The sequence below is a fragment of the Arthrobacter sp. AOP36-A1-22 genome, assembly GCF_052377615.1.
GTDB lineage: Bacteria > Actinomycetota > Actinomycetes > Actinomycetales > Micrococcaceae > Arthrobacter_H.
This window is the reverse complement of sequence record NZ_JBQSWX010000017.1, coordinates 19013-33117: the sequence shown is the minus strand read 5'-3', so window position 1 is coordinate 33117 and position 14105 is coordinate 19013. Positions and strand designations below refer to the sequence as shown.

At 67.2% G+C, this 14105-nt stretch carries 13 protein-coding genes; 4 read left to right on the top strand and 9 right to left on the bottom strand.

Annotated elements, in window-relative coordinates:
• Positions 1–14: 14 nt before the first annotated feature.
• From ACT3S2_RS11015 to ACT3S2_RS10990, 6 genes are all read right to left on the bottom strand, one after another.
• Positions 15–404, bottom strand: coding sequence for a hypothetical protein (locus tag ACT3S2_RS11015; RefSeq protein WP_443346312.1), 390 nt, complete (start codon positions 402–404; stop codon positions 15–17).
• Positions 405–484: 80 nt separating this feature from the next.
• Positions 485–1618: an acetate/propionate family kinase gene (locus ACT3S2_RS11010; RefSeq protein ID WP_443346314.1), complete on the bottom strand. Its 1134-nt coding sequence runs from the start codon at positions 1616–1618 to the stop codon at positions 485–487.
• 11 nt (positions 1619–1629) lie between these two features.
• Entirely contained in the window at positions 1630–3702 is a 2073-nt protein-coding gene (gene pta / locus ACT3S2_RS11005; protein WP_441380466.1) for a phosphate acetyltransferase, read from the bottom strand.
• A 110-nt stretch (positions 3703–3812) separates the two neighbouring features.
• Positions 3813–4547 (bottom strand): ABC transporter ATP-binding protein, encoded by a 735-nt coding sequence (locus ACT3S2_RS11000; RefSeq protein WP_443346316.1) that lies wholly within the window; start codon positions 4545–4547, stop codon positions 3813–3815.
• A gap of 68 nt (positions 4548–4615) precedes the next feature.
• The gene (locus tag ACT3S2_RS10995) at positions 4616–5740 is read right to left on the bottom strand and encodes an ABC transporter permease (RefSeq protein WP_444561707.1); all 1125 of its coding nucleotides are present in this window, start codon (positions 5738–5740) and stop codon (positions 4616–4618) included.
• Positions 5741–5843: 103 nt separating this feature from the next.
• Positions 5844–7259: an amino acid permease gene (locus tag ACT3S2_RS10990; RefSeq protein WP_444561706.1), complete on the bottom strand. Its 1416-nt coding sequence runs from the start codon at positions 7257–7259 to the stop codon at positions 5844–5846.
• A 132-nt stretch (positions 7260–7391) separates the two neighbouring features.
• On the opposite strand from ACT3S2_RS10990, the gene ACT3S2_RS10985 reads away from it, so the two are divergent.
• From ACT3S2_RS10985 to ACT3S2_RS10975, 3 genes are read left to right on the top strand one after another with little or no spacing between them, the layout of a single operon-like run.
• Positions 7392–7700, top strand: a complete 309-nt coding sequence (locus ACT3S2_RS10985) for a thiamine-binding protein (RefSeq protein WP_444554723.1) — start codon at positions 7392–7394, stop codon at positions 7698–7700.
• Between the two features lie 47 nt (positions 7701–7747).
• Positions 7748–8266: a GNAT family N-acetyltransferase gene (locus tag ACT3S2_RS10980; RefSeq protein WP_444554724.1), complete on the top strand. Its 519-nt coding sequence runs from the start codon at positions 7748–7750 to the stop codon at positions 8264–8266.
• Positions 8259–9164 (top strand): spermidine synthase, encoded by a 906-nt coding sequence (locus ACT3S2_RS10975; protein ID WP_444554725.1) that lies wholly within the window; start codon positions 8259–8261, stop codon positions 9162–9164. The genes ACT3S2_RS10980 and ACT3S2_RS10975 overlap by 8 nt, the downstream gene beginning before the upstream one ends.
• Here the strand turns inward: ACT3S2_RS10975 and ACT3S2_RS10970 are convergent.
• Positions 9161–9655, bottom strand: a complete 495-nt coding sequence (locus ACT3S2_RS10970) for an NUDIX domain-containing protein (RefSeq protein WP_444554726.1) — start codon at positions 9653–9655, stop codon at positions 9161–9163. The two genes, ACT3S2_RS10975 and ACT3S2_RS10970, sit on opposite strands and share 4 nt — an antisense overlap.
• Before the next feature lie 42 nt (positions 9656–9697).
• Positions 9698–11140: an NCS2 family permease gene (locus ACT3S2_RS10965; RefSeq protein WP_444554727.1), complete on the bottom strand. Its 1443-nt coding sequence runs from the start codon at positions 11138–11140 to the stop codon at positions 9698–9700.
• A gap of 125 nt (positions 11141–11265) precedes the next feature.
• On the opposite strand from ACT3S2_RS10965, the gene ACT3S2_RS10960 reads away from it, so the two are divergent.
• A complete protein-coding gene (locus ACT3S2_RS10960) occupies positions 11266–12234 on the top strand; it encodes a universal stress protein (protein WP_444554728.1) in 969 nt (322 codons plus the stop codon).
• A gap of 88 nt (positions 12235–12322) precedes the next feature.
• Here the strand turns inward: ACT3S2_RS10960 and ACT3S2_RS10955 are convergent, their stop codons facing one another.
• Entirely contained in the window at positions 12323–14080 is a 1758-nt protein-coding gene (locus ACT3S2_RS10955; protein ID WP_444561705.1) for an NlpC/P60 family protein, read from the bottom strand.
• Positions 14081–14105 lie beyond the last annotated feature (25 nt).

Below are 14105 nucleotides of genomic sequence, written 5' to 3'. Positions count from 1 at the left end.
CGGAGCAGCAACGTTCAGTCGTGCTGCGCCCGGCGTTGTCGGGCGAGGGACACCAGCACGAAGAACACGGCGATGAATCCCAGCTCCAGCAGGCATAACACGATCAACGGGATCCACGCGGACTGGCCGATGAAGATGATGGCTCCCATCAGCAATAAGAGGGTGGCCATCACCAGCACGAACCAGGCGAAACCCAAGACCGTGCGGGCACTCCGCATGCCGGTGCGGAAACCGAAACCGTCAGGGACGGGCCCGGCGCCGTGGAACTCGGTGGACCCATTGGCGTAGTGGTCTTCGGCCGGCCCGGGCGGCTGCCCTGTTCGGGCTCCGTATCTTGGTTCATCCGGTTCATCCGGTTCATCGGGTTCGTCAGGTGAGCGCGGATGCTCCAGCCATGACGGCATGACGATCGCCTCCTTGGGTGGCGTGCTTCATGGTGCCATCCTGCCTGATTCGCGCCCTGATGGCACGCGCTGTTGCGTTGCTAGTGCTGGGCGGTGGCCAAGGCGGCGGTCTGGGCGGCGATTTCGGACTCCTCGTCGGTGGGGACCACCAGTACGGGGATGGCCGACTCGGGGGCCGAGATGACCCGCGGCTGCTTGCTGCGCTCGATGTTGGCCATCTCGTCGAGCTTGACGCCCAGCGCACCGAGGCCGGAAACGACGCGTTGGCGGAAGAGCCAGGAGTTCTCCCCGATGCCCGCGGTGAAGACGATGGCCTGCGCGCCGCCCACGGCCACGTGGTATCCGCCGATGTACTTCTGCAGCCGGTAGGCGGCGACCTCCAGAGCCAGCTCCGCGCCGTCGTCGCCCTGGGCGGCAGCCTCGACGACCGAACGCATGTCGTTTTCGCCCGAGAGCCCCTTCAGGCCCGAGTCCTGGTTGAGGATGTGGTCCATCTGCTCGGCAGTGTACTCGCCGCGGATGACCAACTGGGTGACGATCGAGGCATCGAGGTCACCGGACCGGGTGCCCATGACCAGTCCCTCGAGCGGGGTGTAGCCCATCGAGGTGTCGATGCTCTTGCCCTGGCGAATGGCGGTGATCGAGGCGCCGTTGCCCAGGTGGGCGATGACCGCACGGAAGCGCTGGCGTTCGATGCCCAGCAGTTCGGCGGCTTTGCCGGCCACGTAGTCGTGGCTGGTTCCGTGGAAGCCGTAGCGGCGGACGCCATGACGCTTATAGAGGTCATCGGGCACGGCATAGCGCCAGGCGTATTCGGGCATGGTGCGGTGGAAGGCGGTGTCGAAGACGGCCACCTGGGGGAGTTTGGGCCACTTCTCCAACAGGGCGCGGATGCCCAGTGCGGCCGCGGGGTTGTGCAGGGGAGCCAACGGTGCCAACCGCTCAATGGCGCGGACGATCTCGTGGGTGATCAGCACCGGCTCGGCGAAGCGCTCGCCACCGTGGACCACCCGGTGTCCGACGGCCTCGATCTGGCGCTCACCCAGAACCCCGCGCAGGTGTTCCTGCACGGTTTCCAAGGCGGCGGCGTGGTCGGGAACCTCCGGACCACCGATTCGTTCGACCAGACCGGCGAGCAGGATCTCATCGGTTCCGGTTTCACGGACCTGGTATTTCAGCGAGGATGATCCCGAGTTGATGACCAGTACGAGCATGGGTGGGGCTCCTAGTGTTCCTGGGCCTGGATGGCGGTGATGGCCACCGTATTGACGACGTCGTCCACGGTGCAGCCGCGGGAGAGGTCGTTGACGGGTTGATTCAGTCCCTGCAGGACCGGGCCGACCGCGACGGCGCCAGCCGATTGCTGGACCGCCTTATAGGTGTTGTTCCCGGTGTTCAGGTTCGGGAAGATGAACACCGTTGCCTGCCCGGCCACCGAGGACCCCGGCAACTTGGAGGCACCGATGGAGGTGTCCACTGCGGCGTCGTACTGGATGGGCCCATCTACTGCCAGCCCGGGTTCGCGCCGGCGCACCAGATCGGTGGCGGTACGGACCTCGTCGACGGATCCTCCGGTGCCCGAGGCGCCCGTCGAGTAGGAGAGCATCGCCACGCGGGGGTCGACCCCGAACTGCCGGGCCGTCTGGGCCGAAGCCAGGGCTATATCGGCCAGCTGGTCCGCATCCGGGTCCGGGTTGACCGCACAATCGCCGTAGACCAGAACGCGGTCCTCCATGAGCATCAAGAAGACCGAAGACACGATATCCACTCCGGGACGGGTCTTGATGAACTCCAATGAGGGGCGGATCGTGTTGGCGGTGGTGTGGGCGGCTCCGGAGACCATGCCATCCACGTGGCCCAGATGGACCATCATCGTGGCGAAATAGGAGCGGTCGAGCAGGCGCTCACGGGCCGATTCAACCGTGACACCCCGGTGGGCGCGCAACCGGGCGTATTCGGCGGCGAACCCCTCCAACAGATCGCTGCGGGCCGGATCGGTGATGGGGATGCCGTCCAGGTCGATGCCATGGGACGCAGCCAGTTCGCGGACCTCGTGGGTATTGCCCAGGATGACTAGATCGCAGATCCCGCGACGGCTGATGATCTCCGCCGCCCGCAGGATCCGCAGATCCTCGCCCTCGGGCAAGACGATCCGCTTACGCTCCGATCGTGCCCGTTCCACCAGCTGGTGCAGGAACCGCAGCGGGGTCATGGTCTCCGGGGCCGGCAGCGAGAGCCGGGCCAGCAGTTCGTCCTCGTCGACGTCCCGATACCAGGCACCCAGGGCGGCTGCCGTCTTACGCGGCTGCCCCGCGGTCAACGCCCCCGAGACCTCCCAGACCCGGTGCGCCGTGGAATAGGTGTCCTCCTCGACGGTGAAGACCGGGAAGGGGGCGGCAGCCAACAGCGGCAGGACCGAGTCCTCGATCGGCCGGGGGCCGGTGAGCAACAACCCGGCGGTGGTGGGAAAACCGGGGGTCCTGGAGGTCGCCACGGCGGTGGCCATGACGTCGGAACGGTCAGCCGGGGCGATCACCAACGAATCGTCCCGGTAGCGGTCGAGCAGATAACCCACGTTCATGGCCGCGACCAGGACATGGTCGATGTCGCGGTCCAGTTCCGGGGCACCGGCGACCAGCCGGGCGCCCAACGCCGAACTCACTTCCCCGACCGTGGGCCGGATGATCTCCGCGATCTCGGGCAGCACATACACCTTGCGGTGCCGCAGTCCCGGACGCACGGACTCCCGGATCTGATCCGCCAGCTCCGGGTCGGCCCGGTTCACGATCATCGACAGGAGGGAGACGTTTTCCTCGTAGAAACCCTTGCGGGCCAGGTCGACGGCGTCCACGGCCTCGGTGACGGTATGCTCCGCCGCGTTGATCACGCCCACCACATGGCAGCCCAGATGGTTGGCCAGCTGGGCGTTGAGCCCGAATTCCAAGGCGGCATCGTGATCGGATAGGTCGGTCCCCTCCACGATGACGACGTCGACATCGCGGGCGATCCGGCTGTAGGTATCCAGGGCCCGGGAATGGATTTCGTCGAGATTCCCGGCGACGATGAGTTCGCGGGCCTGTGCTCGGGTCATCGCGACGCCGACATGGGACTCGTCCAGATCGAAGAGATCGCGGATCAACGCGACAACGGGGTCGGTGTCCACATCGGGGCCGTCGGTGATGGGACGGAAAAAGCCGATCCTGTCGGCGTGGCGGTGCAAGAGGTCCGCCAGACCCAGGGTGACCAGTGACTTCCCGCTGGCGGGGGTGGATGCACTGACATAAATGCCGCGGGCCATGGGTCTCCTTCGAAGGCGGTCGCTGTGCCTGACCCATCGTGCCACGCCGGACGCGGCAATGCCCACGACCCCGATCACATCCGGGCGTGGGCATTGCCGCAATTTTTGGCTCAGGCCGCGGTGGTCTCAGGAGCCGTGAGCCGACCATCGCGCATCGTGGCGACGGCATCGGTCAACGGAACGAATTCGGTGTCGTGGGTGACCATGACGGTGGCGACCTGGAATTCGTCGGTGACCTGGCGCAGCAGCCTCACGATCGAGTCACTGCGGTCGTGGTCCAGTGCCGCAGTCGGTTCGTCCACGAGCAGCACCTTCGGATCCCCCATGAGGGCCCGGGCGATGTTCACGCGCTGACGTTGACCCCCGGAGAGCTGGTGCGGACGCTTATGGGCTGCCTCGTCCAAGCCGACGATCCCCAGCAGTTCGGCGGCCCTCACCCGTGCCTCCTTCACCGATTTGCCGCGTAGGTGGTCCACGATGACCAGTTGTTCCAGCGAGGTCAACGAGGCCAAGAGGTTCGGCTGCTGGAAGACGATGCCGATCTTCTCGCGTCGCAGGGTGGTCAGGTCCTGATCGGAGAGTCCGGTCGCTTCGGCCCCGTCGACGAAGACCCGTCCGGCGGTGGGACGGACCAATGTGGCAGCGGTGGCCAGGAGGCTGGACTTCCCCGAGCCGGAGGGGCCGACGAGGGAGAGCATCTGACCGGGGCGGACGGTGAGGTCGACGCCGTCCAGTGCCTTGACGGTACCCTCGCCGTCCGGGTATTCGAGGGTGACGTCGATCAGGCTCAGCGAGCCGGTGTTGGCGGTGGTGGCGGCGGGGGCGTATTCGGTGGTGATGGTCATGGGGCGTTTTCCTTTAGGCAAAGACGGAGGGGTGGTTCGGAGGGGCCGTGCCGGGACGGCCCGGGGCGTTAGTTGCCGCCCAGGGCGATTAGCGCGTCGACCTTGGTGGTGCGCCGGACGGCCAAGGCCGATCCGGCCAGCCCCAGGACGACGATCCCGAGAATGGGGAGCAGCGTCGTCGTGGCGTCCACCAGGAAGGGCGCGGCTTGGGCGGCAAAGAATCCGCCGGCGACCCCCACGGCGCCACCCAGTGCGGCGCCGGCGATCAGGACGATGGCGGCCTGGGTGATGGCATCGCGGAGGATGTATTTGCCGGAGCCGCCCAGCGCCTTGAGCACCGCGATGTCGCGGGTCCGCTGGACGGTCCAGACGGTGAGGAAGGCGACGATGACCAGGGCGGAGATGCCGTACAGGAAGGCCTGCATCATCAGCAGCGAACCGTGCTCGCTCTGATAGGCACCCAGGGCCTGGAAGGCGCCGGTGCGGGTGGTGGTCACGGTATCGGCGGCGGAGTTCGCTGCCGCCTCGTCAACGGCGGCCCCGTCGTCGTAGGTGATCGCCGTGACGGTGCCGACCTGATCGGGGTTGGACAGATGGGCGATCTTGGTCCAGGTCGGCAGGGCGGTCCAGACGACGCTGGTGTGGGAGTACCACTGGTCCTCGACCACGGAGGCGACCCGGAGCTCGGTCCCGCCCAGGGTGACCCGGTCGCCGGTGGTCACCGAGAGGTCCTCGGCGGCGGTCCGGCTCAGGACCACGGTGTCGTCCTCCACGCTGGCCGGGGTCAGCTGGCCGCCGGGGTCGACGCCGAAGACGGCGACGTTGGTGGTTCCTCCCGCGGTGTCGGCGGAGCCGGACTGCAGCCGGGTCTGGCTGATGCCCAGCGGTTCGGCGTTCTTCACGCCGTCCACGCCCTTCCAGGTGTCGACCTGGGTTTCGGTGACTTCGCTTTCGGTGAAGGACGCCTTGGGTTCCGAGGTGCCGGGGGCGCCGAAGGCGATGCTGTCCACGGGGGCGGACGTGCCGCTTTCGTGGACGGATCCGAGTTTGGCGATGGACGACGTCGATTGGTCTCCCAGGCCGGCGGTCAGGCCCGAGAGCATGACCAGCAGCAAGGTGATCAGGGCGACGACGCCGCCCATCAGGGCGAAGCGGCCCTTGGCGAAACTGATGTCACGGATGGCGAGGAACAAGGTGTACTACTTTCGGGGTCGTGGTGGCCGGATGGCCTATGTATCCACTCTCCCGCGGAGCGTTGCCCGTTCCATCAACCGATCGGTTGATCCTGGTCCAGCCCTAGATTTTGGAGGTCTCCAACTCGATCCTGCGGCGGCCCTCCGGCCCGACGAAACGGTAGGCGACGAGCAGCATGAGGGTCCAGACGGCGCCGACCACCAGCGCAGTCCGTCCGGCTTCGCTGAAGCCCAGGATGAACACGATGAAGACCATGAAGGCCAACCCCAGGTAGCTCAGCACGGGCCAGAACGGCAGGACGTAGTTCCCTGCCGGCTGGCCGGTGGCCCGCAGTTCCAGGCGCATCCGGTGGTGGGCCAGCAGGATGGTTCCCCAGGTGAAGACGGTGGCGAACGTGGCGATGGAGGCGACGATGAGGAAAAGCTGGTCGGGGATCCAGAAGTAGAGTCCCAGACCGATCAGTAGGCACACCGAGATCAGGGCCACCGGCCAGAGCGGGATCCCGTTGCGGGAGAGCCGCCCGAAGGAAGCCGGCGCATTGCCCTGTTCGGCCAGCCCGAACATGGTGCGGGTGGCTGCGTAGAAGATGGAGTTCATGGCGGACAACGCGGCGGTGAGGACGACGGCGTTGATGATGTGTTCCGCGGCCGGGATGCCGAGGCCGGCGAAGACCTGCACGAAGGGGCTGCCCTCGGAGCCGATCTCGTTCCAGGGGAACAGGCAGAGCATCACCCCGATGGAGAGCACGTAGAAGAGCAGGATGCGCATCGGGACGGTGTTCACGGCCTTCGGGATGGCCTGGGCCGGGTCCCCGGTCTCCCCGGCGGTCATGCCCAGGGTTTCGATGCCGCCGAAGGAGAAGACCACGATGCCCAGGCTCATGACGATGCCCCAGACACCGAAGGGGGCGAACCCACCGTGGTCGAAGAGGTTGTGCAGGCCCGGCTGGTAGCCGCCGACCTGGACGGCGAAGATGATGAGGTAGAGGCCGCCGACGATCATGGAGATGATGGTGACGATCTTGACCAGCGTGAACCAGAATTCCAGCTCCCCGAACACGCTGACCCGCAACAGGTTCAATCCGCCGATGAGCAGCATGGCGGCCAGCATCCAGATCCAGCCCGGGGCGTCCGGGTACCACATGCCCATGTATTGGCCCACGGCGGTCATGTCGGCGATCGCGACGACGACCATCTCGAAGGCGAAGGTCCACCCCACCAGGAAACCTGACAGCGGGCTGATGTACCGGTTGGCGTATTGCGCGAAGGAACCGGCCACCGGGTGGCGGACCGCCATCTCGCCCAGGGCACGCATCACCGTGAAGACCACGCAGCCGGCGATGATGTAGGCCACCAGCACCGCGGGCCCGGCCGCCTGGATGGTTTCGGCGGACCCGTAGAACAGGCCGGTACCGATCGCCGAACCGAGGGCGATGAAACGGATATGCCGGAGGGAGAGCTTCCGCTCGAGGGAGGGCCCCGACGTCGTCGGCGGGGTGGAAGTCCGTGATTCTTGCATGGTCCTACCTGGGGTAGCGGCTAAGGGAAGGCGGTCCACGGTGTCGGCGAACCGCATTAACTGTGGCACAGGATGTGCGTCTGAACACAATGCATGGGTGACAACCGTCTCCCGTGGTGGGATCCTGAGGGCATGATCGTTGCCTTCTCTGTTTCCACCAACATGCCGAACACCGACGGGTCGGTCCACGAAGCCGTGGCCGCTGCCGTGCAGGTCGTCAGGGAATCCGGCCTGCCGAACAACACGTCCTCGATGTTCACCGAGATCGAAGGGGAATGGGATGAGGTGATGGATGTGGTCAAGCGGGCCACGGAGGCGGTCGCCGCCTACGGCAACCGGGTCTCGCTGGTCCTCAAGGCCGATATCCGCCCCGGCCATACCGGTGAGCTGACCGGGAAGATCGACCGCCTGCAGAAGGCGTTGGAACGCAGCGACAGCTGATCGGGGGCCGTGGCGGTCCTCGGCGGTGACCCCAGTACGCTGGTGGGGTGCGAATCAACGACTACACCATCCGGAAGGCCACGACCGAGGACATTGCCGGCACCTTGGCCATGAAACTCGCCGCCTGGCGGGAAACCTATGCCGACCAGCGCCCCGAGTCGTTCTTCGAGGCCGAGGAGGCCCGCCGCGAGGCCCAGATCGACTGGTGGACCCGCGGACTGGCGGCCGGGGCCGACCTGTGGATCGCCACCGCCCCGGATGGGCGGGTCGTCGGTTGTGCCGGCGGTGCCCCCGTCCATGACGAGGATGCCCCGACCGGTGCCGTGGCGGAACTGCAGATGCTCTATGTGCTCGCCGAGGCCCACGGGACCGGACTCGGGGCCGGATTGATGCGGGCGACGATCGGGAACCTGCCGGCAGTGGTGTGGATCCTCGAACACAATCCGCGCGCCCAGGCCTTCTACCGCAAGCACGGGTTCGACTTCGACGGCGCCCGTGAGCTGCTCGCCGATGAGTGGGCGGGCCTGGATGAAGTGCGGATGGTCAGGCCGGGTCCCCGTGGCTAAATCCCGCTCCCGCGGAAATTCGTCGGGCAAGACCCGTCCCCGGAAGACGACGGCCGGTCCAGCAGAGAGGCGGGACCCCCAACCGGGGGACTATCCGATCGATACGGGGACGGCGACCCTTGAACGAGACCCCTATGACGACGGCGGCTGGATCCTGAAGGTCAACGGGGTGCCGTCCTCGCATGTCGATGTCGGGGATCCGTTGCGTCTGGATTTCGAATACATGCGCTGGATGGCCGCCCTGGTGGGCGCCCGCTACCCGCAGGAGCGCGACGGCGGTGGGCCGCGGTTGCGGGCCCTGCATCTGGGCGGCGGGGCGTGTTCGATGGCCCGGTGGATCGCTGCCGCCTACCCGGAGGCCCGCCAGGTGGTCGTTGAACTCGACGGACGCCTCGCCGAGTTGGTGCGCGGGTGGTTCGACCTGCCGCGGGCGCCGAAACTGCGCCTGCGGGTGGGGGAGGCGGGCGAGGTCCTGCGCTCGCTGACCGATGACACCCGGGATCTGCTCATCCGTGACGTCTTCGCCGGGGATAAGACCCCTGCGGACCTGACCACCGTGGGCTTCACCCGCGAGGCGGCCCGCGTCCTGGCCGGGGAGGGGCTGTACATCGTGAACTGCGGGGACACCCCGAAATTAGAGACGGCACGCCGGGAGGCCGCCACCATCGGTGCCGTCTTCGCCCACACGGCGATCGTGGCCGACCCGGCGATGCTCAAGGGCCGTCGCTACGGAAACATGGTCATTGCCGGCTCCAACGCCCCCATCCCGGCGGGACCAGGGATGTTGCGCGAGCTGCTCGGCGGTGCAGTGCCCGCCCAGTATTGGGAAGACGCCCGCGTCCGTTCCTTCGCCGGGACCTCGGCGGTCATCGACGATGGACCGGGAACCCCCGGCTAGAAGGCCTGGAAGTCGCCCGTGCGCACATATTCGAGGTAGAGCTCCAGCACCCGGGCCGCGGAACGGCTCATCGGGTGCGGAGGATCCGCCAACGGCCGGAAAGCCACTTCGGTGACCTCGGACTCCTCGGCCCGGACCCGCCCGTGGGCCCCGCGCCAGAGGAAGCACAAGCCGAAGGCATGCAGCCGGTCGCCGTTGGGATAGAGCAGCTCGTGGTATTCGGGATCCGATAATGACGCGAACGGGACCAGCTCCGCCGGTGGGGCGACGAGCCCGGTCTCCTCGGCCAGTTCCGCACAGGCGGCGGCCCGGAAGCCCTGGCCGGGTTCGGCGGCCCCTCCGGGGAACTCCCATTGCCCGGTATCGACCCGGCGCTGGAACAGGGCCCTGCCCTCGTCGTCCAGGGCGATCACCTGGGCGCCGGGCACCAGCAGCAGGCGCGAACCCACGTCCTGACGCAGCTGCCATACATACGAGCCTTCATGTGCCATCCGGTCAGCCTAGACCCTGCCGGCGCGGTGGGCCCGGGGACGCTAGATGCCGATGGCCTGATCGATGACGCCGATCCCGAAGAACACCACGAACGCCGCGGCCACGGCCCACATCAGGGGATGGATCTCCTTGGCCCGACCCTGCACGGCCCGGATGAAGACGTAGGCGACGAAACCGGCACCGATGCCGTTGGCGATGGAATAGGTGAAGGGCATCAGGACGAAGGTCAGGAAGGCCGGCAGCGCCACCCCCCAATCGGTCCAGTCGATCCTGGTGATCTGGGTGATCATCATGAACCCGACCACCACCAACGCCGGGGCCACGGCCTCGAAGGGCACCAGGTGGATCAGCGGGGTCAGGAACATCGCGGCGATGAACAACAGCCCGGTGACGATCGAGGCCAGGCCGGTGCGCGCCCCCTCGCCGATGCCGGCCCCGGATTCGACGAAGATCTGGCTCGACGAGGAGGAGGCGCCGCCGCCGGCGATGGCCCCGAGCGAATCGACCAGCAGCACGCGGTCGACGTCATGGATGTTTCCGTCCTCGTCGACGTTCCCGGCCTCGTTGGCCAGCCCGACCATGGTGCCCATGGCGTCGAAGAAGATCGAGAGCAGGATGACGAAGGCCAGCAGCAGCGCCGAGGTGGCGCCCAGATGCTGGAACGGTCCGACCACGTTGGCCTGGCCGATCAGGCTCAGGTCGGGGGCCTGCCAGTCGGGGGTGGACGGGACCACGAGCGACCAGCCCTGCGGGTTGGAGGTGGTGCCGTCGAAGGACGGGCCGATGTGGAAGACGGCTTCGAGGAGGTTGGCCAGTGCCGAGGCGGCGACAATGCCGATGAGGATCGCCCCCTTGACCTTGCGGACCACCAGGGCCATGGTCAGCAACAGGCCCACCACGAAGACCAGGGTGGGCCAGCCGATGAGTTCGCCGTCGAATCCGAGTCCGACCGGCACCGTGGTCCCGGCCTCGTCGGGGATGCGCCGCACGAAGCCGGCATTGACCAGGCCGATGAGGGCGATGAACATGCCGATGCCCACCACGATGGCGGTCTTCAGGCTCGGGGGCACGGCGTTGAACACCGCGGTCCGGAAGCCGGTGAGAACCAGCACCAGCATGGTGGTGCCGGAGATGACGACCAACCCCATGACGTCCGGCCAGGTCAGGCCGGGGTTCGTCGCGACGGTCACGGCGACGAAGGCGTTCACTCCCAGCCCGGTGGCCAGGGCGAAGGGGTGTTTGGCCCAGGCCCCCATGAGGATCGTCAGGATGCCGGCGACCAGGGCGGTGGCTGCGGCGACGCGGGCCGAACCGAGCTCGGCTCCGGTGGAATCGGCACCGCTGAGGATCAGCGGGTTGAGCACCACGATGTAACTCATGGCGAAGAAGGTCGCCAGCCCGCCGCGGATCTCCCGGGAGTAGTTGGAACCACGTTCAGTGATCTTGAAATATCGATCGAGGGTGCCGAGCCCGTTTTTAGCCATGGGCAGAATCCTAATGTGCCTAGTGGGGCTCAAACGACTTGGAAGTAGGTAGTGTGAGGAAGTGAACCACCCCGGTGGTTTCATAGCCGGAAGAAGCATAGGCCGACTGCCAAGGAGTGACCGTCATGAGTGAGGCAAACGTTCCACAGGAGGCCGCGATGTCGGCGGAGGGCATCGTCGTCGGCGTCGACGGTTCGGACCCGGCGCTATGTGCCCTGGACTGGGCGGCCGTCGAGGCTCGACGGCGCGGGGTGCCGTTGAATGTCGTCACCTGTTACACGATCCCGGTCTTCGCCGCGTCCAGCATGGATGCCGGGTACGCGACCCTGGATGACCAGGTCATCCGGGATGGCGCCCAGGAGGTGCTGGACGCCGCCCGGGAGCGTATCGGTGAAACGGAGGTGGACGTCCGCCTGCGCATCGAATCGGGCGACCCCTCGGGCGTGCTGATGGAACTCAGTGAAGAGGCCGACCTCATCGTGGTCGGGACCCGCGGTCGCGGCGGTTTCGTGGGCCGGCTCCTCGGATCGGTCAGTAGTGCCCTGCCCGCCCACTCCAAATGTCCCACCGTCGTCGTGCCGGTCTGCACCGCCGAACGTTCGGAAGCCGACCCGGAGATCCGCGACGTCGTCGTCGTGGGCATCGACGGTTCGGATCGGGCCCGGCGGGCCGTCCTGGTGGCGGCGGAGCAGGCCATGCTGCGGGCGGTACCGCTGCGGGTGGTGTGTGCACTGCCTCCCGTGAGCGGATCGCTGGCCTGGATGCCGGCCACCGTCGACCAGGAGGCACTGACCCTGGATGTACGCCGCCAACTCAAGGTCGGCGTCCGTTGGCTGACCAGCCACTTCCCTGAGCTGGTCATCGAAACCGAGGTGATCCAAGGAGCCCCGATCGAGGTGCTCATCGAGGAGTCCTCGAGGGCCGAGCTGCTGGTGACTGGTTCACGCGGCCGGGGCGGGTTCGCCGGCATGCTGCTGGGCTCCACCTCGCAGGGCGTCCTCCACCACTCCAAGGGCCCGGTGCTGGTGGTCCCCGATTCCCCGGATCCCCGCTTGGAGGACCGCGCCGACTTCGATACCGACGACGTGGACTGAGCCGGCGGCAACCAATTCGCCCTCCACTGGAAAGGCCCCCGTCCCACCATGGTGGGACGGGGGCCTTTTCCGGCCTTGCGGCGCTGGATCAGTAGCGCACGCCGTAGGAGTAGATGTTGTTGACCCAGCTCAGCGGGGTGGTCGAGATCCCGGCTGAGGGGTTCCGGGCATGGACGACCTGTCCTCCACCGAGGTAGATGGCGACGTGGTAGAACGACGCGCCGCCGTTGCTGGTGGAGAACACCAGGTCACCGCGCTTGAGCTGGCTCAGCGGAACCTTCGTGCCCCCGGCGAAATACTGCTGCGATGAAGTCCGTGGCAGTGAGATGCCGCTCTTGGCGAAGGCCCGCTGCGCGAAACTCGAGCAGTCGTAGGAGTTGGGTCCGTTGGCGCCGAAGACGTAGCCCTTGCTGTTATCGGAGGCGGTCCCCAGAGCCCAGGCGATGGCCGATTCCTTGGACGAGCCGGAGGAGGACTGTGCGGCCTCGGCGGCTGCCTTCTCCTTGGCCCGCTTCGCTGCCGCGGCCTTCTCCCTGGCCTTCTTGTCCGCGGCGGCCTTTTGCTGCGCCCGCCGGTCTGCTGCGGCTTGCGCTCGTCGTTCCGCTGCCGCGGTGGCCTTCTTGTTTGCGGCGGCCTGCGCCGCCTCGGACCGGGCCTTCTTGGCTGCCGCCTGCTCCTGGGCCCGCTTGTGCGCGGCGGCCTTCTTCTGTGCTGTCGTGGGCCCGGAATTCGAGGCGGCAGGAGCTGCCGGCTTGGGCTCCGAGGTCTTGGTGTTGGCTGGCTCCCGGGGGGCGGCCTTCACCGGGGAGGGGGTCGAAGCGGCGACCGGTTTCGGATCCGTGGCCGGGGCCTGGGCGGCCACCGGGGCCTGGCTGGGCTTCGTGGTCTTGGTCTGGGGGGCCAGTGACGTGTTGCCGGTGGCCTCGTCCGGTACTGCCTCCGGGGCAGCGGCGAGGGCCTGCGGCTCTTCGGCCGGCTCCTGTGCCGCCGGTTCCGCCGGTGCTGTGGCCAGTTCGGTCTGGAGGGCCTCTTCGCGTTGGGCATCCTCCATCGCGGTGATGCGTTTGGCTTCGTCGGCGCGTTCGGTATCGCGGAGGTAGGCGAGCTGGTCGATGAGTTCGCTGCGGAGCTTCTTCTGCTCGGTGACGCGGTCCGCGTAGGCCGTGCGGGTGCGCTCGGCCGCCTGGAGGGCGGTCTCGTTCGCGTCGGCAGCCTCGGTGGCTGCCGTCTCGGCTGCGTCGGCGTAGTTCTGCCAGTCGGCCCACAAGGACGCGGCCTGCTGGGCTGTGGTGAGCGTATTCGAACGGTTGGTGGCCAGCGTGTTCATCGTCGCGGCCTTATACAACACATCGTTGTGCTCGGAATCGTTCACCAGGGAGGTGATGCCGGGGTTGACCCCGCCGTTGCGGTAGAGGTCGCTGGCCAGTTGCCCGACCTGCTTCTTCACCGAGTCGTAGTACTTGGTGGCCTTGGCTGCTTCCGTGCTGGCCGCAGCAGCTGCCTCGTTGCGCTTGGCCAGGGTCTGGGAGGTGGTCTCGTAGGCGTCCTGGTCGTTGGCGGCCGACGCCTCGGCGTCGGTCAGCTCCCGGGTCGAATCCCCGATGAGGTCCTCGATGTCGGAGACCATGGCCTTCAAGGCCGCGGGGTCCTTCTTGGCGGCGGTGACCTCGGCCTTGGAGGGAAGGGTGCGGTCCGTGGGGACGGACGCGGCGAACGTGTTACCGAAGGCGGAGCTGTTGATGGTCGTGTCGACCGGTGCAGCGGTCGCTGCACCTCCGGTCATCAGGGTTCCCCCGATCAAGGCGACCGTGCACGTGGCTACGCCCAGAAATTGGCCCTTGGCCATATCGAATCCTCACTGCGAGTGGTGA

Excerpts from the sequence above, each read along its gene's own strand:
- ACT3S2_RS10990 (WP_444561706.1), bottom strand. The coding sequence starts at position 7,259 with ATGCAAGAATCACGGACTTCCACCCCGCCGACGACGTCGGGGCCCTCC.
- ACT3S2_RS10955 (WP_444561705.1), bottom strand. The coding sequence starts at position 14,080 with ATGGCCAAGGGCCAATTTCTGGGCGTAGCCACGTGCACGGTCGCCTTG.
- ACT3S2_RS10960 (WP_444554728.1), top strand. The coding sequence starts at position 11,266 with ATGAGTGAGGCAAACGTTCCACAGGAGGCCGCGATGTCGGCGGAGGGC.
- ACT3S2_RS11010 (WP_443346314.1), bottom strand. The coding sequence starts at position 1,618 with ATGCTCGTACTGGTCATCAACTCGGGATCATCCTCGCTGAAATACCAG.
- ACT3S2_RS11015 (WP_443346312.1), bottom strand. The coding sequence starts at position 404 with ATGCCGTCATGGCTGGAGCATCCGCGCTCACCTGACGAACCCGATGAA.
- ACT3S2_RS10985 (WP_444554723.1), top strand. The coding sequence starts at position 7,392 with ATGATCGTTGCCTTCTCTGTTTCCACCAACATGCCGAACACCGACGGG.
- ACT3S2_RS10965 (WP_444554727.1), bottom strand. The coding sequence starts at position 11,140 with ATGGCTAAAAACGGGCTCGGCACCCTCGATCGATATTTCAAGATCACT.
- ACT3S2_RS10970 (WP_444554726.1), bottom strand. The coding sequence starts at position 9,655 with ATGGCACATGAAGGCTCGTATGTATGGCAGCTGCGTCAGGACGTGGGT.
- ACT3S2_RS11000 (WP_443346316.1), bottom strand. The coding sequence starts at position 4,547 with ATGACCATCACCACCGAATACGCCCCCGCCGCCACCACCGCCAACACC.
- pta (WP_441380466.1), bottom strand. The coding sequence starts at position 3,702 with ATGGCCCGCGGCATTTATGTCAGTGCATCCACCCCCGCCAGCGGGAAG.